Below are 21,874 nucleotides of genomic sequence, written 5' to 3'. Positions count from 1 at the left end.
GAGACAAAGATGTCCCGTTCCGCCCGAACGATCGCCATTGCCGGACTCGGCGTCCTCGCCTTGGCGGCGTGTACCAGCAACACCCCAGAAGCCGAGAACAACAACAACGCGGCGCCGCAGGGCGTCTCGGCCGGTAAGAACGACGAACCCGGCAAGAAGGTCAAGATCGGTTTCTCCGCGCCCGCGGCCGACCACGGCTGGATGGGTGCGATCACCAAGGCCACCCAGGCCGAGGCGAAGAAGTACTCCGACGTCGAGCTGCTCGTTGCCGAGGGCACCAACGACCCGAACCAGCAGATCAGCCAGGTCGAGACCTTCATCAACCAGAAGGTCGACGCGATCGTGCTGCTGCCGTTCGACGGCCCGGCGCTGACCGCGGTCGCGACCAAGGCGATGGAGGCCGGGATCACGGTCGTGAACGTCGACCGTGAGTTCAACAGCCCGGCCGCTGCACGGACCACGATCCTCGGTGACAACTACGGTATGGGGGTGTCGGCCGGCACCTACGTCTGCTCCCAGCTGAAGGACAAGAAGGACTCGATCGTCGCCGAGATCGCCGGGATCGACTCGCTGGGGCTGACTCAGGACCGCAGCAAGGGCTTCAAGGACGCGCTCGCCGACTGCGGCCTGAAGGTGAGCAACCGCGTTGCGGCCGCGTTCACCGTCGAGTCCGGCGAGAAGGAGGCCGCCAACCTGTTGCAGGCGGCCCCGAAGATCGACGCGATCTGGAACCACGACGACGACCAGGGTGTCGGCGTGATGGCCGCGATCAAGAACTCCAACCGCAAGGAGTTCTTCGTGGTCGGCGGCGCCGGTTCGGCGAACGTGATGCGCGACATCAAGTCCGGTACGTCGCTGGTGAAGGCGACCGTGATCTACCCGTCGACGCAGGGTGCCGACGGCATCCGGCTGGCCCGGCTGCTGGTCCAGAAGAAGGCCCTCGGCGACCTGGTGGAGGTCGAGGTTCCGCGCGAGATCCAGCTGTACGCGCCGGTCGTCACCAAGGACAACGTCGACCAGTACCTGCCCACAGCCTTCGAAAGCTGATCGACAAGCGAGAGCTGAAGAGGAGCAAGTATGACCAACCTCGGCATCGGCCTGATCGGCTACGCGTTCATGGGCGCGGCCCACTCGCAGGCCTGGCGGAGCGCACCGCGCTTCTTCGACCTGCCGCTGGACCCGGCGATGACGGTGCTGTGCGGCCGCAACGCCGACGCGGTCCAGGCCGCCGCGGGCAAACTCGGCTGGCAGGAGACCGAGACCGACTGGCGCAAGCTGCTCACGCGTGACGACGTACAGGTCATTGATGTCTGTACGCCGGGTGACAGCCACGCCGAGATCGCGATCGCGGCCCTGGAGGCCGGGAAGCACGTGCTGTGCGAGAAGCCGCTGGCCAACACGGTCGCCGAGGCCGAGGCGATGGCTGCGGCAGCTTCACAAGCCAGTGCCAAGGGCGTCCGCTCGATGGTCGGGTTCACCTATCGCCGGGTGCCGGCGATAGCGCTGGCCCGGCAGTTGGTTGCCGAGGGCAAGCTCGGTACCATCCGGCACGTCCGCGCGCAGTACCTGCAGGACTGGATCGCCGACCCCGAGGCGCCGCTGTCATGGCGCCTCGACAAGGAGAAGGCGGGCTCCGGGGCGCTCGGTGACATCGGTGCGCACATCATCGACCTGACGCAGTTCATCACCGGCGACAACATCGCCGAGGTGAGCGGTCAGCTCGAGACGTTCGTCAAGGAGCGTCCGGTGGCGGCCTCGGAGCACACCGGCTTGTCCGGTACGGCGGGGACGGAGCGCGGGCCGGTCACGGTCGACGACGCGGCCGTGTTCCTGGCCAGGTTCGCGTCGGGCGCACTCGGTGTCTTCGAGGCGACCCGGTTCGCGACCGGCCGCAAGAATGCGATCCGGATCGAGATCAACGGCAGTGCGGGCAGTCTCGCCTTCGACTTCGAGGACATGAACGTCCTGCACTACTACGACGCCGCCGAAGACTCCCGGACGGCCGGCTTCCGCCGCATCCTCGCGACCGAACCCACACACCCGTACGTCGAGGCCTGGTGGCCGCCCGGTCACCTGCTCGGCTACGAGCACGGATTCACACACCAAGTCGTCGATCTGGTCACTGCGATTGCCGAGGGCACCGATCCGGCGCCGTCGTTCGCGGACGGGCTGCGGGTCCAGCGAGTGCTGGCCGCCGTCGAGGCCAGTTCGACGTCCCGACAATGGCAGGAGATTCCAGCATGACCTCATATACGCCTAGTAGAGATGACAAGTTCTCCTTCGGTCTCTGGACCGTAGGCTGGGAAGGCGTCGACGTCTTCGGTACGGCGGTCCGCCCCGCGATGGACCCGGTCCACGCGGTGGAGAAGCTCGCCGAGCTCGGCGCCGCCGCCATCTCGTTCCACGACGACGACCTGGTGCCGGACGACAGCACCCGGACCCAGACCCTGGAACGCTTCAGCAAGGCACTGGCCGAGACCGGCATCGTCGTGGAGATGGCGACCACGAACCTGTTCAGCCACCCGGTCTTCAAGGACGGCGGCCTGACCGCCAACGATCGCCAGGTACGGCGGTACGCGCTGGCCAAGATCCTGCGCAACGTCGACCTGGCCGCCGAGCTGGGCGCGTCGACGTACGTGCTGTGGGGCGGTCGCGAAGGTGCGGAGTCCGGCGGTTCGAAGGACGTCCGGGCCGCACTCGACCGGTACAAGGAGTCGATGGACATCCTGTGCGCGTACGTGCGCGAGCAGGGCTACAACATCCGGTTCGCCCTCGAGCCGAAGCCGAACGAGCCGCGCGGTGACATCCTGCTGCCGTCGATCGGCCATGCGATTGCCTTCATCAACGATCTCGCGGACCCGGAGCTGGTCGGGATCAACCCCGAGGTCGGGCACGAGCAGATGGCCGGCCTGAACTACGCGCACGGGATCGCCCAGGCGCTGTGGCACGGGAAGCTCTACCACATCGACCTCAACGGGCAGCACGGTCCGCGGTTCGACCAGGACCTGCGGTTCGGGGCCGGGAATCTCCGCGAGGCGTTCTGGACGGTCGACGTACTGCAGGGCGCCGAAGGACAGCCCGGGTACGACGGATACGTGCACTTCGACTACAAGCCGCCGCGCACCGAGGACGAGGAAGGCGTCTGGGAGACCGCGCGGGGCTGTATGCGCAACTACCTGATCCTGCGGGAGAAGGTGGCGGCGTTCCGGGCCGACCCGGAAGTGACCGAAGCGCTGGCCGCGGCCCGCGTCGCGGAGTTGTCCGAACCCACCCTGGCCGAGGGTGAGAGTCTGGCCGACCTCCGTGCCCAGTCCTACGACCCGAACGCGCTGGCCGAGCGCGGACTCGGGTTCGAGAAGCTGGACCAGCTGGCGATGGAGCACCTGCTCGGCGTTCGCTGACTCAGCTGGTAGTACTTACGTCCCGCGCAGGGCAGAGCACGGGAATAGATGGAGCGCGCACCTTATCCGACCCATGAGGAGCTCCGCATGATCCAGCTACGCAGGCACGGCACAGCCATGTGTGCGCTCGTGCTCGCCCTGATCGCGGCCTTACTGGCCCCGCTACCCGCCCGGGCCCATCCGGGCCACGGTGACGAAACCTTCAACGCTCTGATCTTCAGCAAGACCGCCGGCTTCCGGCACGACTCGATCCCGGCGGGGATCCAGGCGATCCAGGAGCTTGCTGCAGGCAACAACTTCACGGTCACCGCGACCGAGGACGCCGCGCTGTTCAACGACACCGAGCTGGCCAAGTACGAGGTGGTCATCTGGCTGTCCACGACCGGCGACGTACTGAACGCCGATCAGCAGGCAGCATTCGAGCGCTACATCAAGGGCGGTGGCGGGTACGCCGGCATTCATGCGGCGTCGGACACGGAGTACGACTGGCCGTGGTACGGGAAGTTGGTCGGCAGCTACTTCGACAGCCACCCACCCGGTACGCCGACCGCGACCGTGAAGACCGAGGATCACGCGCACCCGTCGACCGCCGAAGCGCCGACCAGTTGGCAGCGGACCGACGAGTGGTACAACTACAAGACCAACCCGCGCGGAACCGTGCACGTGCTGGAGTCGCTGGACGAATCGACGTACACCGGCGGGAACATGGGCGTCGAGCACCCGATCACGTGGTGCCAGGACTACGACGGCGGCCGCGCCTGGTACACCGGCATGGGTCACACGATCGCCTCGTTCTCCGAACCGGAGTTCCGCAACGTCATGCTGGGCGGTATCAAGACTGCGGCAGGCGTGCTGCCGGCTGACTGCGGTGCGTCGCTGAGCGACAGCTACCAGAAGGTCACGCTCGACGACAACACGTCGAACCCGATGGAACTGACCATCGCGAAGGACGGCCGGGTCTTCTACATCGACCGGAACGGCGCGGTGAAGATCGTCAAGACTGACGGCACCGTGGTGACGGCGGGGACCCTGAGTGTCTATACGGGTCAGGAGTTCGGGCTGCTGGGGATCGCGCTCGACCCGGCCTTCGACACCAACGGCTTCCTCTATCTGTACTACTCGCCGGCCGGGCCCGATCCACATGACCGGGTCTCCCGGTTCAAGGTGACTGGTGACACCTTGGAACTGGCCAGCGAGAAGCAGGTGCTGCGGGTCGACACCCAGCGCGACCAGTGCTGTCACGCGGGTGGCGCACTGGAGTTCGATGGCAACGGCAACCTTTTCGTTGCCACCGGCGACAATCGGAACCCGTTCGACTCCGACGGCTACTCACCGATCGACGAGCGCGCGGGCCGCTCGGCCTGGGACTCCCAGGGCAGCTCCGCGAACAGCAACGTGCTGAACGGCAAGATCCTGCGGATCCACCCGGAGGCGGACGGGACGTACACGATCCCGGACGGCAACATGTTCCCCTCCGGTACGGCGAAGACCCGGCCGGAGATCTACGCGATGGGCTTCCGGAACCCGTTCCGGATCGGCATCGACCCGACCACGAACAACCTGTTCGTCGCCGACTACGGTCCGGACGCCGGCCAGGTATCCCCGACGCGTGGTCCGGATGGTCGAGTCGAATGGGATGTCCTCGACAAGCCCGGGTTCTACGGTTGGCCGTACTGCGTCGGCGCGAATACGCCGTACAACGATCATGACTTCGCGACCGGCACGTCGGGAGCGACCTTCAACTGCAACGCTCCGGTCAACAACTCGCCGAACAACACCGGTATCAACCAGTTGCCGGCGGCAATCCCGGCCTCGCTGTGGATGGGTAAGTCGACCACGGGTGTTCCGGAGATCGGTGGCAGCGGCGCGCCGATGACGAGTGGTGCGTACAAGTTCGACGCCGCCAGTACGTCGGATCGCAAGTGGCCGGCGTACTTCGACGGCAAGGCAGTGTTCGCCGACTGGAACGACAGCCGGCTGTTCTCGGTCCAGCTGAACGACGCCCGCAGCGGTGTCAATGACGTGTCCCGGATGCTGTCCGGGTTGAGCTTCATCCGGCCGCACGCGTTGCAGTTCGGGCCGGACGGCGCTCTGTACGTGATCGAGTGGGGGAGTGGCTTCGGCGGGAACAACGCCGACTCCGGCATCTACCGGATCGACTACGTGCAAGGGAATCGGGCGCCGATCGCCCAGTTCTCGACCGACAAGACATCCGGGCCGACTCCGCTCGTCGTCGCGTTCGACTCGACCGGGTCGCGTGATCCGGACGGGCAGCCGATCACGCTCGCCTGGGACTTCGACGGCAACGGGACGACCGACAGTACCGAGGCCAAACCGTCGTACACCTACACGACGCCAGGCGTGTTCACGGCCCGGTTGACCGTGTCGGATGCGGACGGGCGGACGGCGGTCTCGAATCAGACGATCACGGCCGGCAACACCGCGCCGACGATCACCGTCGAGGCTCCGCCGGACGGTGGGTTCTTCGACTTCGGGGACACCGTTCGCTACAAGGTGACGGTCACGGATCCCGAGGACGGGACGGTCGACTGCAACGACGTCGTCACGAAGCCGGCGCTCGGGCATGACGAGCACGCGCACGACTACGAGGAGTACCGCGGTTGCGGGGCGGTCATCCCGGTGAACGGCGACCAGGGCCATGTCGGGGCGAACATCTTCGGCCTGATCAAGGTGAAGTACACCGACAAGGGTGCACCGGGGACCGGCCGGATCACCACCGAGAAGATCGTCCAGCTGCAACCCAAACTGCGTGAGGCCGAGTACTTCAGCGAGACCGGCGGTCCGGGTACGACACCCGGCGTACAGACTGAGGACACTGGTGATACTGCCGGCGGTGGCAAGAACATCGGCTGGATCGAGGACGGCGACTGGTGGGGTTGGAAGCCCACCAACCTGACCAACATCGGGCAGCTCCAACTGCGGGCGGCATCTCCGGAGCTCGGTGCGACTGTGCAGGTCCGGCAGGGTTCGCCCACTGATGGTCCGGTGATCGCGACCATTCAGGTGACGCCGACCGGTGGTTGGCAGACGTACGGCAACTTCACCGCGCCGGTGAGTGGCGCGTCGCTGGCGAGCGGCCCGTTGTACTTCGTGAAGACGACTGGGCAGCTGAACGTCAACTGGGTGAAGTTCATCGGCAAGGGCGTCACGGAGAACGAGCGCCCGGCGGTGACGGTGGAGGCCTCGACCACGCAGGGCAAGGCACCGCTGAAGGTCGACTTCACGGCGGCTGCGACCGATCCGGAAGGCGACCTGCCGCTCAGCTATGCGTGGAGCTTCGGTGATGGTGGGACGGCCACCGGAGCGTCGGTCAGTCACACCTACACCACGGCAGGGACGCATACCGCGGTCGTGACTGTGACGGACGCCCGAGGTGCGGCCGGTACGGCGAAGGTCGTGGTCACGGTGGATTCGCCGTCGCTCCCGACCTGCCTGACCGGACGTTCCGACGGATTCGACGGGACTGCTCTGAACACGGGTCGCTGGTCATCGGTTGTCCGAGGCAACCAGGAGATGTCGGTTGCCGATGGCAAGTTGTCGCTCCCGCTGACGGCAACTGACATCTATGGCACCGGAAACACGGGTACGCCGAACCTCGTGCTGCAGCCGTTGCCGGCCGGTGGCTGGCAGGCGACCACGAAGCTGACGATGCCGGCTCGGCTGGCGTATCAGCAGGCCGGGTTGCTCTTGTACGGCGACGACGACAACTACGCGAAGATGGTGATCCAGGGCCGGTCGACCGGTGCGCCGTCGGCGGCCGATCGGATCTTCCAGTTCATCCGCGAGGAGAACGGCGTACCGAACGAGGTCACCGGATCGAACACGGCCAACCTGGGTGCGGCGTACCCGGACACCGTGTGGGTGCGGTTCACCTCCGACGGCGCGAACCTCAAGGCGTCGTACTCGGCTGATGGCGCGACCTTCACCGAGATGCCGGAGACCAAGCAGCTGGCCGGGATCTCGAACCCGCGGATCGGAATGTTCGGGCTGGCGAACCGGACCGAGGCACTCCCGATCACGGCGGCGTTCGACTACTTCCAGCTGACGCCGGACGACACCGCCGAGCAGCCGGCGCCGGATGACGAGTTCACCGGTACGACGCTCGACGCGTGCCGCTGGGCGGAGACCGTGCGGCCGGATCCCGCGGCGTACCGGGTCACCGGTGGCGGTCTCGAGATCGACACCAGCAAGGGCGACATCTACCAGGGGACGGCGACGAACCCGCGGAACCTGATGTTGCAGCCGGCTCCTGACGGTGACTGGACGATCGAGACGAAGGTGGACGGTTCGTCGTTCGACGAGGCGTTTCAGCAGGCCGGGTTGATGGTCTACAAGGACGACGCGAACTACGTGAAGCTGGACTACCTGACCACGAACCCGTCCGGTTCTCCGGTTGCTCGGGGTTTGGAGTTGCGGAGTGAGGTCGGCGACGTACTGCAGCAGCCGCAGCCGGGTGCTGGGGCGACGCAGGGCATCTGGTGGTTCCGGTTGGCCAAGAAGGGGTCGAACTTCACCGGCTCCTACAGTTCGGACGGGTTGACCTGGACTGCGATGCAGTCGGTGGCGAACACTGCGCTGGCGACTGGGGCGAAGTTCGGGGTCTATGCGTTCGGGGTCGACCAGGTCGCTTCGAAGACGGCTCGGTTCGAGTACTTCAAGCTGGTCCGGGACACGACGGCGCCGACGGTGGCGCTCTCGCTGAATCCGGCCACGCCAAGTGGTGCGGCCGGTTGGTGGGTCGACGAGGTCACGGCAACTGCTCTCGGGACGGACGACCAAGGTGGTCAGACGTATCTCGAGCAGAAGGTTGGCGACGGCAACTGGTCCGAGTACACGGCTCCGGTGAAATTCAGGGCCGACGGCACGCACACGTTGCAGGTGCGGGCGTCCGACACCGCGGGCAATGTGTCGGAACCGTCGACGGTGACGGTGAAGATCGACCGTACGGCGCCGACCGCAACCGTGAGTGGTCTCGCGGCCGGTGCGTCGCTCGGGGTCGCGTCAACGGCGACCGTCAGTGCCAAGGCTGCGGATGCGGGGTCCGGTCCGGCCAGCGTGACCTTGGCCATCGATGGGAAGCCAGTGCCGGCCGGCGGGAAGCTTGACGGTGCTGCGCTCGGGCTCGGTGCTCATCAGTTGACCGCTACCGCGCTCGATGCTGCAGGCAACAAGTCGGTGACGACGGTGCCGTTCACCGTCGTCACGTCGTACCCGGAGGCGGTGAAGCTCGTCGAGCGCTTCCGTGCCGCCGGGAAGATCCCAGCGGGAACAGCCACGGCGATGAAGGTGCAGCTCGGGCTGGCGGAACGTGCCGTCGCCCGGAACCAGCCCCTGGTCGCCCGCGTCGCCATCGACTTGTTCCTCCACCAGGCCAAGACGGTCAAGGACGTGCCCACACGGACGTTGCTGATCGCGGTCGGCCAGGACCTGAGGAGCAAGATCCGCTAACGATCCCGATCCCGTGAGAGCGGGATCTCATGAACGCCGTTGCGGGAGAACGCTCCGTTCCCGGGTGGTTCGGCCCCACCCGGGAACACCAGAGAGCGCTCTCCGGCGGCCGGCGGGGGACCATCCGGTCCTCGTCCCCGGCGGTACCCGCGCTCCGGTGCCGCCGGGGACACCAACTTCAGTCAACTGCATCGATAGTAAAAATGGAGGAGAAGGCATGGCACGACCGATCACCCTGTTCACCGGCCAGTGGGCCGACCTGCCGTTCGAGGAGGTGGCCCGGCTGGCCTCCTCCTGGGGGTACGACGGCCTGGAGATCGCCTGCTGGGGCGACCACCTCGACGTACGGCGCGCTGCCGAAGACCCGGCGTACGTGCGAGACCGGCTGGACATCCTGGAGAAGCACAACCTCAAGGTCTGGACGATCTCGAACCACCTGCTCGGCCAGGCGATCTGCGACGACCCGATCGACCAGCGGCACCAGGCGATCCTGCCGGCCCACATCTGGGGCGACGGTGACCCCGAGGGCGTTCGGCAGCGCGCGGCCACGGAGATGGAGACGACTGCCCGGGCCGCCCGGGCGCTGGGTGTCGATGTCGTCGTCGGCTTCACCGGCTCGTCGATCTGGAAGACCGTCGCGATGTTCCCGCCGGTCCCACCGGCGATGATCGAGGCCGGCTACCGCGACTTCGCGGACCGCTGGAACCCGATCCTGGACGTCTTCGACGAGGTCGGCGTCCGGTTCGCCCACGAGGTGCACCCGTCCGAGATCGCCTACGACTACTGGTCGACCACCGCCACCCTGGAAGCGATCGGCCACCGCGAGGCCTTCGGCCTGAACTGGGACCCGTCGCACTTCGTCTGGCAGGACCTCGACCCGGTCGGCTTCCTCTGGGACTTCAAGGACCGCATCTACCACGTCGACTGCAAGGACGCGAAACGCCAGGTAGGCAACGGCCGCAACGGCCGCATGGGCTCCCACCTGGCCTGGGGTGACCCCCGCCGCGGCTGGGACTTCGTCTCCACCGGCCACGGCGACGTCCCCTGGGAAGCCTGCTTCCGAATGCTCAACACGATCGGCTACACCGGCCCGATCTCCGTCGAATGGGAAGACGCCGGCATGGACCGCCTCGTCGGCGCCGCCGAAGCCCTCACCTTCGTCCGCACCCTAGCCTTCGACCCACCCACCGCCTCCTTCGACGCAGCCTTCTCCTCCTAACCACCGCAACCCGGGGCGTCTGGTGGGTGGGCCCAAGGCCGCTTAGCTAAGGGCCCCCCACCGGCGAGTGGGGGGAGTATGTCGTCGACTGGAAGCACTGTGCTGCTGGACAGCGACACGCAGGTGTCTGCTGGCCGGCGATGGGCAGCCGATAGGGTGCCAGGTCACGACCGCACCCCGTCGACGGATCAGGAGCAACGAGTGGCACAGGTCATCGCCGAGGTCTCGCGAACGTTCAACGAGTTCCTGCTCCTGCCGAACCGGACCCGGACCGATTGCTCGCCCGCGACGGTCGACCTGCGCACGCCTCTGGTGCGATACCGCGGGGGAGAACCTTCGGCGATCGAACTGCAGTCCCCGTTCACCTCCGCGATCATGCAGGCCGTCAGCACACCGGAACTCGCGATCGCCCTCGCGCGTAACGGCGGTCTGAGTTTTCTGCACCACAACCAGCCGATCCAGGACCAGGCAGCCGCAGTCCGCCGAGTGAAGAACTTCAAGGCCGGGTTCGTCACCAGCGACACGAACGTCCATTCCGACGACACCTTGAGCCTGCTGGTCGACGTCATGCGTCGTACCGGCCACAGCACCGCCGCGGTCACCCACGACGGGAGTGCTTCCGGCCGCCTGCTCGGCCTGGTGACCTCACGTGACTTCCACCCGCAGCGGCACGACCTCGACGGACCGGTCAGCGGCCGGATGATCCCCATCGCGGACCTGCCCCACGCCGGGCCCGACACCACTCTGTCCGAGGCCAACGCCCGGCTGTGGGACGAACGGCTCGACTGTCTCCCGGTGCTGGACGACGAGGGCCACCTGCAGTACTTGGTCTTCCGATCCGACTACGCCGACAACAAGCGCTTCCCGGATCAGGTCGTGGACGCCGCCAAGCGTCTGCGCGTCGGCGCGGGTATCAACACCCACGACTACCAGGAGCGAGTCCCCGCCTTGCTGGAAGCGGGTGCGGACGTGTTGTGCTTCGACTCGTCAGATGGCTACAGCGACTGGCAGGCGCAGGCCCTGACCTGGGTGAAGAAGCACTATCCCGAGATCCCGGTCGGCGGCGGCAACGTGGTCGACGGCGAGGGTTTCACCTTCCTCGCCGAGGCCGGTGCCGACTTCGTCAAGGTCGGTGTGGGCGGCGGCTCCATCTGCATCACCCGTGACCAGAAAGGCATTGGTCGTGGACAGGCCAGCGCCGTCCTGGATGTTGCCGCGGCCCGGGATGCCTTCCGTGAACGCACCGGCGAGTATGTGCCGGTGTGCTCCGACGGCGGGCTGGTGCATGACTATCACGTGGCCCTGGCGCTCGCGATGGGAGCCGACTTCGTGATGATGGGACGGTACTTCGCACGCTTCGACCAAGCCGCCGGCGCGAAGCTCGCCACGCATGACGGCTTCGTGAAGGAGTACTGGGGTGAAGGCTCGAACCGTGCGCGCAACTGGCAGCGCTACGGCCAGGGCGGCCAGGGGCTGATCTTCGAGGAAGGCGTCGACGGCTACGTGCCCTACGCCGGTGACCTCAACGAGGGCCTCGCCGTGACCATCGCCAAGCTCAAGACCACGATGGTCTCCTGCGGTTCCACCACACTGCCGGAGTTCCAGTCCACCGCCCGGCTCACCCTGGTATCCGAACAGAGCTTCCAGGAGAGCCACGCCAACGTCACCCTGCGGGAGACCCCGGCGACACTCGCCTGAGTCGGTTAGCTTGTGAAGAATGACTTGAGGTCTGCGGCAACGAGGTGGGGGACTTCGAGGGCGCCGAAGTGGCCGCCTTCGCTGATCTCTGTGTAGTGGACGACATTGAACTCGCGTTCGGCGAGGCGGCGGACGGTGCTGTCGTTGGGGAAGACGGCGAGGCCGGTCGGCACGGGGCAGTACTCGATCTCGGCGCCCCAGCTTGCGGCGGCTTCGCGGTAGATGCGGCCGGACGAGCCCGCCGTACCGGTGAACCAGGTCAGGGTGACCGCGTCCAGGATCAGGTCGTTGCTGATGGCACCTACTCGGTGGCCGTAGTCGTCGTACCACTCGAGGAACCAGGCGAGCTGGCCGATGGGGGAGTCGTCGAGGGCGTAGGCGAGGGTCTGGGGGCGGGTGCCTTGGATCGCGGCGTAGCCGGAGCGCTCGGATTCCCAGCGGTCGAGTCCGCTGAGGATCTTCTGCTCGGCCTCGGTCAGCTCCTCGTCTTCTTGCGGGAAGGCGAGGTAGCTGTCGAGGTGCAGGCCGAGCACGCGGTCCGGCGCCGACCGGGCGATGACGGGGCCGATCCGCGCACCCCAGTCGTAACCGTGGACGCCGTGCCGGTCGTAGCCCAGGTTCTCCATCAACGTGATGCAGGCCTGGGCGATCCGCTCGGCGCCCCAGCCGGTCGTTGCCGTCGGCCCCGATAGCCCGAAGCCGGGCAGGGACGGCACCACAAAGGCGAAGTCGGCCGCCAGTTGCTCGATGACGCTCAGGTAGTCGGCGCCAGAACCCGGCCAGCCGTGCAGCAGGAGCAGGACCGGCTTGCCCGGGTTGGACAGGTGCAGGAAGTGCAGGCGCTGGCCGTCGATCTCGGTCGTGTACTGCGGGATCGCGTTGATCCGGTCCTCGAAGCGCCGCCAGTTGTACGACGTTCGCCAGTACTCAGCCAACTCCCGCAGCCGGCCCAGCTCGACGCCGTATGACCACTCGACGCCGGCCAGCTGATTCGGCCAGCGAGCCGTCTCCAGCCTCCGTCGCAATTCGTCCAGTTCTGCCTGCGGAATCTCGACCCGGAACTCGTTCGCTGTCATGTTGTCGACCTTAGGGACAGTAGCGGCCACTTGTTGTCCGCTACCGGATACGCTCGGCGCCATGAGTGATCGCGTCAGCTGGCCGGTCGCGCCGGAGCTGCGGCGCCCGCGGATACTGCGGCAGCAATGGCTCGACCTCACGTTCCTGCACTGGGCAGTGGATCCCGCTGTCGTCGCGCGCTTCTTCCCGCCCGGCACTCGACCGGATGTCTTCGAGGGACGCACCTACATCGGCCTGGTCCCGTTCCGGATGGTCGGTACCGGTCTCCCGCTCGGCCCTGCTGTCCCGTACGTCGGCACCTTCCTCGAAACGAATATCCGGCTCTACTCGATCGACGATGCCGGCCGTCGTGGTGTCGTTTTCCTGAGCCTCGATGCGAACCGTCTCGCGGTGGTGGCGATCGCCCGCGCGGTCTTCGCGCTCCCGTATCGCTGGGCCGAGATGACCCACAGCAGTTCAGGGAGTACGCAGACCTACACATCGAGATTGCGCCGGCCCGGTGTGCCCGTGGCCGCCCTGATCACGGTCGACACCGGGCTGGCAGTCCGCGCTGATCCGTTGTCCGATTTCCTCACGGCCCGCTGGGGTTTGCATGCCCATCGGGGCGGCCGCACCTGGTACCTGCCGAACCAGCACCCCGCCTGGGAGCTTCACTCCGCAACAGTCACCAAGCTGCACATGCCGGGTCTGTTCCCGTCGGTCGGCCTGCCCGAACCAGCGGGGCCTCCCGACCACGTGCTGTACAGCCCCGGCGTACCGGCGGAGTTCGGGCTGCCAGTCAAACCATCATTTCGGCGGTCTGCTGCTCGATGAACGGGATGCCGGCCTGACCGGCCCAGCGGTGCACCTCCGTTGCCAGTGCCCGTGATCCCGCCTCGTTGCCCTCGGCCTTGAGTAACACGCACAGCAGGACCTGCTGAGCGAGCGTTCCCAAGAGATGCCCGATCTTCTGGCGCAGCTCCGTCGAGCGTTCCCACTGCGCCCGCGCCAGTTGCAGATCGCCGGCCGTGTGCGCGTGATCTCCGAGGTGCCGCAGCGCGAGTGAGATCACGAGATCGTCGCTCGCGTTCTCGCCCAGCTTCAGGGCCTCGGTGTAGTGCCGGAATGCGGTGTCCGAGTCGCTCAGCAGATTGTCCGCGATCGCACCGGCGTAGAAGGCGGCCGTTCCGGCCCGCCGGTCGTCCGGGGCGATGTCCCGCAGGACAACGGCTTGGGCCACCAGAGACTCGCCGCGTTCGGCCGCGCCGCTGAACAGGGCCGGGGAGTATTCCGACCGCAGTTGCAGCAACGCGGCATCCCAGCGAACCGTTGCGTCCGGCAACAATTCGAGAGCGCGCCCGAGCGCCGCCAGAGAGCGCTCTCCGGTCTGCGTCCGCCGCGCGAAGTCCTCATCCACCGACACCTCGGCCAGCGCCAGCGCGACCGTCCGAACATCCACCGGCTCGGTCGCCTGCGTCGCTTCCAGGAGCGCGCGAGCAACTCCCCATTGCCCCGCCAAGGTCAGTTGCCCCGCCGCGGCCACTACTGCCGATACCTCGACCTGCACCATCTGACGTCTCCTCACCGATCCGGAAAACTTGGTGCACCGAAAGTACTTCGACGTCGAAATGTTTGACAACTAAGCTTCAGTCGGTGAAAGATCAGGCCGGTGAAAGAAGACTTCGTGAACTGGCACGTCGACCAGTGGGAACGCGAGATCCCCGGCTTCGACCGCCGCGTCGAGGGGATCGCGGTCCGTCTGCAATCACTCGGCCAGTATCTCGACCGCAGTCGCGACGCCGTGCTGGCGAAGTACGAGATGCAATGGTGGGAGTTCAAGACACTGCACCTGCTGCGCCGCAACGGTTCGCCGTACCAGGCAACCCCCGGCGAGCTCGCCAAACATCTCTCCATGTCGCCCGCCGCGCTCACCAACCGCCTCGACGCTCTGGAACGCCGCGGCTACGTCGAGCGGCACCACGACCGTGACGACCGCCGCAAGGTCCTCGCCCGCCTCACCCCGGCCGGCCTCGACATTTGGCAGCGCGGCATCGGCGACATCCAGGACGTCGAGCAATCCCTCGTGCGCACTCTCCCCGAAGCCGACCAGGACCACCTCGAAGCCCTCCTCCGAACCCTCCTCGAGGCCGCCGAGTGACGCCGCCGCCGGAGGACCTTCCTCGCCAGTACGCGCGGACGCGACGTTTCACCGCCGGAGCCGTCACGGGTCTCGCGCTCGACAGCACCGGTCGGTACGCGATGTTCAATCGCGACCGCTCGCTCTGGGCCGTGGACGCCCAACGCGGTCGCGCACAGCGCATCGGCCCGGCCGACGGCTACAGTACGGCGCTCGCACGCGTCTGCCTGCAGACCGCGGAAGGTGTTTCGGTCACCAACCTGGAGACCGGTGAACGGATCGACCTGCCGATCGGTGCTGTCGACGCCGCCCGGATCGATCCGACCGCGACCGTGATCGCCTTCGCGCAGCGCGGGGCGCTCGAGATCGTCGGGATCGACGGCAGTAATCGCCGTACCGTCGCGAAACCCGACGGCGAGGCCGTGCGATGGGGCGTTCCCGAGTTCGCGGCGGCGCTGTCGATGGAACGAGAGAGCGCGATCTGGTGGTCCCCGAGCGGCGCCCAACTCCTGGTTGCCTGCGTCGATGAGAGCCGGGTCGAGCTGCGCTACCTCGCCGATCCAACCCATCCGGATGCTTCGCCGAAGGGAATCCGCTATCCCCGCGCGGGCACACTCAACGCACACGTGACGCTCAGCCTGATCGCTCTGGACGGCAGTCAGCTGGAAGTCGAGTGGGACAACGTCGAGTTCGAGTACCTGGTGCAGGCCACGTGGACGACGGACAAGCCACTGTTCGCGGTGCAGAGTCGCGACCAGCGCCGCGTTCAGCTCCTCGAGGCGGATCCGGCGACGGGCCGGGCCTGCAGGTTGCCGAGATCCGGTCCGTGTCGTCGGCCGGGATCGCTCTCCTGGCGCAGACCGAACCGACCGAGACTCAGCTCTACCTCTACGACGACGAACTGCGTCCGCTCACCACGGAACCGGGCGTCAACGACGGATTCGTTGCCGAAGGCACCTTGCTGCTCGATCGCCGCACCATGACCGGGCGCCGGATCGCGATCAACAGCCACCGCATCGAGTCCCGCCCGGAGCGACCGCATCTCGAGCTCGACGTCGAGCTGATCAAGGCCGGCCCCGACGAACTGCGCACCGCCGTCTTCCGGCCCTCCTGGCATCGCCCCGGCATGCCGAACCTCCCGGTCCTCCTGAACCCGTACGCCGGTCCCGGCTTCCAGCTCGTGATGGCGTATCCGGCGCCGTACTATGCGGTGTCGCGGTGGTTCGCCGAGCAAGGGTTCGTCGTGATCAGCGCCGACGGGCGAGGTACGCCGGGCCGCGGACCGTCGTACGAGCGTGCTGTCCACGGCGACGTGAAGGGTCCCGCACTCGACGACCAGATCGCTGCCCTGCATCATGTTGCCGAGCGGTACGGCGATCTGGATCTGGAGCGCGTTGCCCTGCGTGGATGGAGCTACAGCGGCTTCTTGGCAGCTGCCGCGGTGATCCATCGTCCGGATGTCTTCCGGGCCGGGATCGCTGGTGCGCCGGTCACTGACCAGCGCCAGTACGACAGCTACTGGAAAGAGCGCTTCCTCGGGCATCCCGATGAGGAGCCCGAGGCTTATCGCCGCGGATCATTGTTGCCCTACGCAACCGAGCTCACCCGGCCGTTGCTGATCGTCCAAGGGCTCGCGGACACCAACGTCTGGAGTTCGCACGCGCTTCGCCTGAGTGGAGCGTTGTCCGCAGCGGGCAAGCAGCACGAACTGATCGTCCTCCCCGGCGAAGGGCACAGCATCTCCGACGAGGACACGATCGCCAACCTGCTGCACCGCGAACTCGACTTCCTGCGGCGGACTCTCGGCGTACCGGCTCCCGAGTAGCGTCAGCCGAGACGGAGAATAGTCTCTTCGATCTCGGCCTGACGTGCATTGGCGTAGCCAACATCGGTGCCGATGGCGACGAACCCGGCTCTCTCCAGCACCCGGATCGAACCGGCGTTGTCACTGGCCGCGCGTGCGTGGATGGGCCGGACCGTGATGCGCTCGAGCAGCAGCGCGAGGGCTAGGCCGGCCACACCCTGCCCCCACATGGACCGATCGACCCAGTAGGTCACCTCGGTGTCGCCCTCCATCTCGAAGCTGCCGATGGTCCCGACCAGCTCGCCGTCCCGGGTGATCACCAGGAAGGTCAGCTCGGGATCCGATCTCAGCCGTGCGATGTGTTTGTCGAAGGCAGCGCGGTCGTCGGGATCCCGGGCGGTGAAGGCGGCCATCCGGACAGACTCCGGATCCCGCATCTGCTCGAACAGTGCGTCGAGGTCGCCGTCCTCGACCTCCCGCAGTGCCACCTCAGCCATGATTTCGTCCTCTCTCCGAACCTGCACCGTGAACGTAACAACGGCCGCCGACAGTTTCAGGCGCGGAGACGATCGACCACGAGATCGGCGACGGCACGCATGCCGGCTGCGTTCGGGTGGTATGGCACGAAGCCACCGAGCAAGCCGGGTGGGCGCAGGGTGAAACCGGTCGTCCATGGCTCAGGGGAGCCGATGGCGTGATCGCGACTGGCTGCGGAGGCCGCGATCAGGTCCGCGCCGGTGGCGGCTGCGGCCTTGGCGAAAGCGGTGGCAAGGCCGTCGGCCATCATCGCGACGCTCGGCAACTGCTCTTCGTTCAGCGGTACGTCGAGACGCGGGCGGGTGCTCGGGCCGACGAGGGTCAGATAGTCGACGAGCAGAACACGAGCGGCCGGAGAGCGCTCTCTGACCTTCTCGACGACGGTTGTCAGCGAGTCGGCGGCAGTTTGGTAGTCGGCATCGTCCTTGAGGTAGCTGACGCGCGCGCGGATCCGGTTCGCGACCCGGCGGCCGAGCAGGGTCGCCGGCTTGGCGAGGGTGTTCAGCGCACTCCCGCGGATGAAGGTGCCGACGTACTCGAGGTCGTTGCCTCCGGCAGTGATCGTGACGAGGGCAGTATCGGGGCCGACGGCATCGAGTTGGGGTGGCGCGTCGTCCTGGCGGGTGTCGAGCAGGTGAGCGGTGGTCGCGCCGGAATACGTGACGTCGGTCAGCTCGAGACCGAGCTCCACGGCCACGAGGTGCGCGTAGTTGCGGCCCGATCGGCCTGCTGGCTTGTGCACGATCGGGCCGATTCCGGGACCCGCTGCGAACGAACTTCCGAGGGCGACGTACCGACTGCCGGGTGGGATCACCGCTCAACCATAGCCGCGAGGTGGCACCATAACTGTTCGGAATGTGGCTGACCGGAATGTGACTGACCGGATTGTGGGAGGGCAGTGTCACAACGCAGACAGCTCTCCGGTCTTCAGCTGACGAAACCAACAACTCTCTGAAAGGGAAACTCATGCGCGGAGTCACGCGGGGAGCGCTCACGGCGTTCTCGATCACCGGACTGGCGGCGGCGACGCTCGTCGGCGGACCGGTCGCGGCGAACGCGACGCCGCCGTCCGGCGTCACCGGCGAGATCCTGTGGCAGAAGACGGTCGGTGACACGGACGTCGTCTACCGCAAGATCACCATTCAGCCGGGCGGGACCACCGGCTGGCACTTCCACGACGGCAACCTGATCGCCAAGGTGGCCGAAGGCACGCTCGACCACTTCGGCAGCGACTGCAAGTCCGACGGTCATTACAACAAGGGCGCTGTCTTCCACGAGCCCGACCACCAGGTCCACATCGGGCGCAATCTGACCGACAAGCCGATCGTGCTGCTGGTCTACTACTTCAACCCGAAGGGCGCGCCGCTGTCCGAGGACGCGGCGAACCCGGGCTGTTCGTTCCAGTGATCCAGGGTCCGCCGGGGCAGATCACCGCGCCCCGGCGGGCACCCTCGCCGTACCGGTCGGCCCACGCCCCGGCATACTGCACCGCGTGAGCGACGATGTGTTCGGAACGGCCGGGATTCGCGAACGCGTCCTGGCAGGCTGGTCCGCAGCGCCGGTGCGGTTCCGGGAGGACGCCAACGCGGAGGAAGATCTCGCTCTCGGCGGGTACGTCGATCGCTTGGTCGTCGAGCTCGCCCAGAACGCTGCCGACGCTGCTGTCCGGGCCGGCGTTCCCGGCCGGGTGCTGTTCGAGTTCCGTGGGAACACTTTGGTCGTAGCAAACACCGGTACGCCGCTCTCCGCGGAAGGTGTGGAATCGCTCGCCACGCTACGCGCCTCGGCCAAACGCGATGAGTTGCCGGCCGGATCGCCGGCGGACGGGCATGGTGCCGTCGGGCGGTTCGGTGTGGGTTTCGCGGCCGTCCTTGCGGTGTCGGACGAGCCGGTGGTGTTGTCACGGTCCGGTGGTGTGCGGTTCTCCAAGGCCGATACCGCTGCGGCGATCGCGGCGCGGGGCGGGGCCGGGCTCGACACCGAGGTTCGGCGGCGTGACGGCAAGGTCCCGGTCTTGCGGCTGCCGTTCGATGCCGAGGGCGAACCGCCCACCGGATACGACACCGCGGTGATCCTGCCGCTGCGCGACGAGGCCGCGGCTGCTCTCGTGAGTCGTCTGCTGGCCGAAGCCGGAGATCCGCTGCTGCTCGCGCTCCCTGGCCTCGAGAGCATCGTTCTCGAGACCCTTGACGGGACCCGCGTTCTCGAGAACGCGCGATCTCGCTGGTGGATCCACCGCACCGCGGGAACGTTCGACGCCGAAGAACGCGAACGCCTGCTCGCGGACCGGCCCATCGAAGAGCGCTCTCGCCCGTACTATTCCGTGCTCTGGGCGCTCCCACGCGATCCCGGCACCGTTCTCCCGAACGTCGTTCAGGCGCCGACTCCGACGGAGGAAGCGCTCTCTCTGCCCGCGTTGCTGCTGGCAAGTTTCCCGTTGGACCCAACCCGCCGCCACGTCGCCAAGGGACCGCTGACCGACCGCTTGGTCCGAGAGGCAGCCACGGCGTATGCCGAACTTCTCCACCAACGCGCCGAAGCTGCGGCCTCACCCCCAAGCGCGGACTCCACCACGGGGTCTGGCCAGGAGGACGTGCTGCGGCTTGTTCCCACCGGACTCGCGGCGGGTGTGCTGGATCAGGCGTTGCGAGAGGCGATTCTCGCGGTACTGCCGGGGACGCCGATCGTGCGCGCCGTCGAGGACGGGGCTCTGCTGCGACCACGGGATGCGGTGGTGGTCGAAGGTGCCGATGAGGCCTTCAACCGGGTACTGGCTCCGATCGTCCCCGGGCTCATCGGTTCAACCCGCCAGGATCGGCTCGCGCTGGATGCACTCGGGGTCCGCCGGCTCGAACTGGCCGAGGTAGTCGATCAGCTCGGGACCGCCGCAGCCGACGAGTCGCCGGAGTGGTGGAGCGCTCTCTACGGATCGCTGTCTGGCATGGTGACGGACGCGCTCCTGCGCGAATCCCTTGGTACGTTGCCGGTTCCGCTCGCCGACGGCCGCCTGGTCCGCGGTGCACGCGCACTGCTGCTGCCCGGTCCGGAGCTCCCTGTTGATGTCCTCGCTGAGTTCGGCGAGTACGGCGTTCGCGTCGTCCACCCGGCTGCCGTGAACCCGGCGCTCGAGCGGCTCGGCGCGATCCCGGCATCACCACGCTCGCTGCTGGAAGACAGCGCCGTACGGACCGTTGTTGAGCACTCCGCGGAGGCAGACGACCCGGACGCGGTCGCGCACGCCGTCCTGAGTCTGGTGGCGACTGACCCGGCACAGGCCGAGGGTCTTTGGTGGCTGTCCGATCTCGTACTGCGTGATGTGGATGGCGAACTGGTCCCGGCAAACGCCCTCGTGGTCCCCGGCTCCGACGCCGAGGCGGTGCTGGACGACGAGGAGGTTGCGCCGATCGATCCTGCGCTCGTCGAGCGGTACGGACTGCCCGCGCTGGCGGCGGTCGGCGTACTCGCGACTCTCGGGACTGTCACGTCCTCCGATGTCGCTCTGGACCGGTTGCCGGAGGCACTCAAGGATCTCGATGCAATCGAGGACTGGGCGTACGACGTTGCGCCGGACGGTTCCCGGTACGGCGCAACCGTCGGCGAACTGACCGCGATCCGCGATCTCGACTGGATCAAGGACGACGCCTGGCCGCGCGTTCTCGCGATCTTGGGAACCGTTCCCGAGCTACGCCGTGCTCTCGTGACCCAGGTGCGCGTGGTCGGGCCCGACGACCGGCCACTCGGCGTACCATCGTATTCCGCGTGGTGGATCAGAGAACGCGTTCTCCTGGACGACGGCGAACCGCTGGCCGGCCGCGCTGATCCCGAGGCGGATCACGTTCTCGCGGCGTTTCTGGACGAAGCCCCCGCGTGGACCCGTGATCTCGATCCTGAGATCCGTTCAGCCGTCGGTCTGGTGCGTGAGGTCGGCGATCTCGACGCCGACGGGATCAGCCTGGTGCTGGAGCGCCTGGCCGATCCGGAGCAGGAGATCTCAGAGAGCGCTCTTCTGCGTTTCTGGCGGCAGCTGGGGACGTTGCCTTTATTTCCCGGTGAAGCTCCAGAACACGTTCGCGTGCTCGGGGAGGACGGCTGGACCGAGGTGGTCGAGGCTGATGCGGCAGTCGTCGCGGACAGCCCGATGTGGTTGCAGCGCGCCGATCTCGGCGGTTTCGTGGTCGCCTCCGGCGCCGCGGCCGACGGCTTGAGCGACCTCCTCGACGTACCGCTCGCCCAAGAAGTTGCCGAAGGCAAGATCGACGGCACAGGAACGCCGGCCGACGTACCGGAGCTGGTCCGCGAACTCGTCCCCGAGGTCCCGGATGTGTGGTGGGAGCATGAGGAACTCACCGTCGACGGCGTCGAGGTCTCCTGGTGGGTCGACGCCGACGGCGCCCCGCACGCCGCCACCTTCGACGGCCTGGCCAAAGCCCTAGCCTGGGCCAGCACCCGCTGGGACCGCCGCCACGTCATCCGCGCCGTCCTCAACGAACCCGACCGAGCCTCAGAACTCCTAACCGACGCCTCCTACGACTAGCCCCCGCCCCCCGCCACCG

At 67.2% G+C, this 21,874-nt stretch carries 16 protein-coding genes; 12 read left to right on the top strand and 4 right to left on the bottom strand.

Features of this window, described 5'->3' with window-relative positions; translation table 11 throughout:
• Window positions 1-9: 9 nt before the first annotated feature.
• The 6 genes from E1261_RS06355 to E1261_RS06330 all read left to right on the top strand — a co-directional run bounded on the left by E1261_RS06355 (window position 10) and on the right by E1261_RS06330 (window position 11,787).
• Window positions 10-1,047 carry a substrate-binding domain-containing protein gene (locus E1261_RS06355; protein WP_132403313.1) on the top strand — a complete coding sequence of 346 codons (1,038 nt, stop codon included), beginning with the start codon at window positions 10-12 and terminating at the stop codon, window positions 1,045-1,047.
• 30 nt (window positions 1,048-1,077) lie between these two features.
• Window positions 1,078-2,244, top strand: a complete 1,167-nt coding sequence (locus E1261_RS06350) for a Gfo/Idh/MocA family protein (protein WP_132403310.1) — start codon at window positions 1,078-1,080, stop codon at window positions 2,242-2,244.
• On the top strand, window positions 2,241-3,401 hold the full coding sequence (gene xylA, locus E1261_RS06345; RefSeq protein WP_132403308.1) for a xylose isomerase: 1,161 nt from the start codon (window positions 2,241-2,243) through the stop codon (window positions 3,399-3,401). Before E1261_RS06350 ends, xylA begins: the two co-directional genes overlap by 4 nt.
• A gap of 87 nt (window positions 3,402-3,488) precedes the next feature.
• The gene (locus E1261_RS06340; protein ID WP_132403305.1) at window positions 3,489-8,870 is read left to right on the top strand and encodes a ThuA domain-containing protein; all 5,382 of its coding nucleotides are present in this window, start codon (window positions 3,489-3,491) and stop codon (window positions 8,868-8,870) included.
• Window positions 8,871-9,087: 217 nt separating this feature from the next.
• Window positions 9,088-10,089: a sugar phosphate isomerase/epimerase family protein gene (locus E1261_RS06335; RefSeq protein WP_132403302.1), complete on the top strand. Its 1,002-nt coding sequence runs from the start codon at window positions 9,088-9,090 to the stop codon at window positions 10,087-10,089.
• A 201-nt stretch (window positions 10,090-10,290) separates the two neighbouring features.
• Window positions 10,291-11,787, top strand: coding sequence for an IMP dehydrogenase (locus E1261_RS06330; protein WP_132403299.1), 1,497 nt, complete (start codon window positions 10,291-10,293; stop codon window positions 11,785-11,787).
• A 5-nt stretch (window positions 11,788-11,792) separates the two neighbouring features.
• On the opposite strand, the gene E1261_RS06325 is transcribed toward E1261_RS06330, so the two are convergent.
• The gene (locus E1261_RS06325; RefSeq protein ID WP_132403296.1) at window positions 11,793-12,863 is read right to left on the bottom strand and encodes an epoxide hydrolase family protein; all 1,071 of its coding nucleotides are present in this window, start codon (window positions 12,861-12,863) and stop codon (window positions 11,793-11,795) included.
• A gap of 61 nt (window positions 12,864-12,924) precedes the next feature.
• Here E1261_RS06325 and E1261_RS06320 point away from each other — a divergent pair, with 61 nt between their 5' ends.
• The gene (locus tag E1261_RS06320) at window positions 12,925-13,677 is read left to right on the top strand and encodes a YqjF family protein (RefSeq protein WP_132403293.1); all 753 of its coding nucleotides are present in this window, start codon (window positions 12,925-12,927) and stop codon (window positions 13,675-13,677) included.
• On the opposite strand, the gene E1261_RS06315 is transcribed toward E1261_RS06320, so the two are convergent.
• The gene (locus E1261_RS06315; protein ID WP_132403291.1) at window positions 13,643-14,413 is read right to left on the bottom strand and encodes a hypothetical protein; all 771 of its coding nucleotides are present in this window, start codon (window positions 14,411-14,413) and stop codon (window positions 13,643-13,645) included. The genes E1261_RS06320 and E1261_RS06315 overlap by 35 nt on opposite strands.
• Before the next feature lie 99 nt (window positions 14,414-14,512).
• On the opposite strand from E1261_RS06315, the gene E1261_RS06310 reads away from it, so the two are divergent.
• Genes E1261_RS06310 through E1261_RS06300 form a run of 3 tightly spaced genes read left to right on the top strand, consistent with a single transcriptional unit; the run spans window position 14,513 to window position 16,805 of the window.
• Window positions 14,513-15,001, top strand: a complete 489-nt coding sequence (locus E1261_RS06310; RefSeq protein ID WP_238176039.1) for a MarR family winged helix-turn-helix transcriptional regulator — start codon at window positions 14,513-14,515, stop codon at window positions 14,999-15,001.
• Window positions 14,998-15,963 carry a DPP IV N-terminal domain-containing protein gene (locus tag E1261_RS06305; protein WP_132403289.1) on the top strand — a complete coding sequence of 322 codons (966 nt, stop codon included), beginning with the start codon at window positions 14,998-15,000 and terminating at the stop codon, window positions 15,961-15,963. Before E1261_RS06310 ends, E1261_RS06305 begins: the two co-directional genes overlap by 4 nt.
• Window positions 15,960-16,805 (top strand): S9 family peptidase, encoded by an 846-nt coding sequence (locus E1261_RS06300; RefSeq protein WP_165952397.1) that lies wholly within the window; start codon window positions 15,960-15,962, stop codon window positions 16,803-16,805. Before E1261_RS06305 ends, E1261_RS06300 begins: the two co-directional genes overlap by 4 nt.
• 2 nt (window positions 16,806-16,807) lie before the next feature.
• On the opposite strand, the gene E1261_RS06295 is transcribed toward E1261_RS06300, so the two are convergent.
• The gene (locus tag E1261_RS06295) at window positions 16,808-17,281 is read right to left on the bottom strand and encodes a GNAT family N-acetyltransferase (RefSeq protein WP_132403285.1); all 474 of its coding nucleotides are present in this window, start codon (window positions 17,279-17,281) and stop codon (window positions 16,808-16,810) included.
• A gap of 56 nt (window positions 17,282-17,337) precedes the next feature.
• Window positions 17,338-18,135, bottom strand: a complete 798-nt coding sequence (locus E1261_RS06290) for an SGNH/GDSL hydrolase family protein (RefSeq protein ID WP_132403283.1) — start codon at window positions 18,133-18,135, stop codon at window positions 17,338-17,340.
• Between the two features lie 152 nt (window positions 18,136-18,287).
• On the opposite strand from E1261_RS06290, the gene E1261_RS06285 reads away from it, so the two are divergent.
• Both E1261_RS06285 and E1261_RS06280 read left to right on the top strand, forming a co-directional pair.
• Complete coding sequence (locus tag E1261_RS06285; RefSeq protein WP_132403281.1) at window positions 18,288-18,728, top strand: cupin domain-containing protein; 441 nt, start codon at window positions 18,288-18,290, stop codon at window positions 18,726-18,728.
• Between the two features lie 85 nt (window positions 18,729-18,813).
• A complete protein-coding gene (locus E1261_RS06280; protein ID WP_238176038.1) occupies window positions 18,814-21,855 on the top strand; it encodes a sacsin N-terminal ATP-binding-like domain-containing protein in 3,042 nt (1,013 codons plus the stop codon).
• Window positions 21,856-21,874 lie beyond the last annotated feature (19 nt).

The sequence above is a fragment of the Kribbella albertanoniae genome (assembly GCF_004348455.1).
GTDB lineage: Bacteria > Actinomycetota > Actinomycetes > Propionibacteriales > Kribbellaceae > Kribbella > Kribbella albertanoniae.
The sequence above is the reverse complement of the archived record's forward strand: the minus strand, read 5'-3'. Positions and strand labels throughout refer to the sequence as shown.

Excerpts from the sequence above, each read along its gene's own strand:
- E1261_RS06355 (WP_132403313.1), top strand. The coding sequence starts at position 10 with ATGTCCCGTTCCGCCCGAACGATCGCCATTGCCGGACTCGGCGTCCTC.
- E1261_RS06350 (WP_132403310.1), top strand. The coding sequence starts at position 1,078 with ATGACCAACCTCGGCATCGGCCTGATCGGCTACGCGTTCATGGGCGCG.
- xylA (WP_132403308.1), top strand. The coding sequence starts at position 2,241 with ATGACCTCATATACGCCTAGTAGAGATGACAAGTTCTCCTTCGGTCTC.
- E1261_RS06340 (WP_132403305.1), top strand. The coding sequence starts at position 3,489 with ATGATCCAGCTACGCAGGCACGGCACAGCCATGTGTGCGCTCGTGCTC.
- E1261_RS06335 (WP_132403302.1), top strand. The coding sequence starts at position 9,088 with ATGGCACGACCGATCACCCTGTTCACCGGCCAGTGGGCCGACCTGCCG.
- E1261_RS06325 (WP_132403296.1), bottom strand. The coding sequence starts at position 12,863 with ATGACAGCGAACGAGTTCCGGGTCGAGATTCCGCAGGCAGAACTGGAC.
- E1261_RS06320 (WP_132403293.1), top strand. The coding sequence starts at position 12,925 with ATGAGTGATCGCGTCAGCTGGCCGGTCGCGCCGGAGCTGCGGCGCCCG.
- E1261_RS06315 (WP_132403291.1), bottom strand. The coding sequence starts at position 14,413 with ATGGTGCAGGTCGAGGTATCGGCAGTAGTGGCCGCGGCGGGGCAACTG.
- E1261_RS06300 (WP_165952397.1), top strand. The coding sequence starts at position 15,960 with ATGACCGGGCGCCGGATCGCGATCAACAGCCACCGCATCGAGTCCCGC.
- E1261_RS06295 (WP_132403285.1), bottom strand. The coding sequence starts at position 17,281 with ATGGCTGAGGTGGCACTGCGGGAGGTCGAGGACGGCGACCTCGACGCA.
- E1261_RS06285 (WP_132403281.1), top strand. The coding sequence starts at position 18,288 with ATGCGCGGAGTCACGCGGGGAGCGCTCACGGCGTTCTCGATCACCGGA.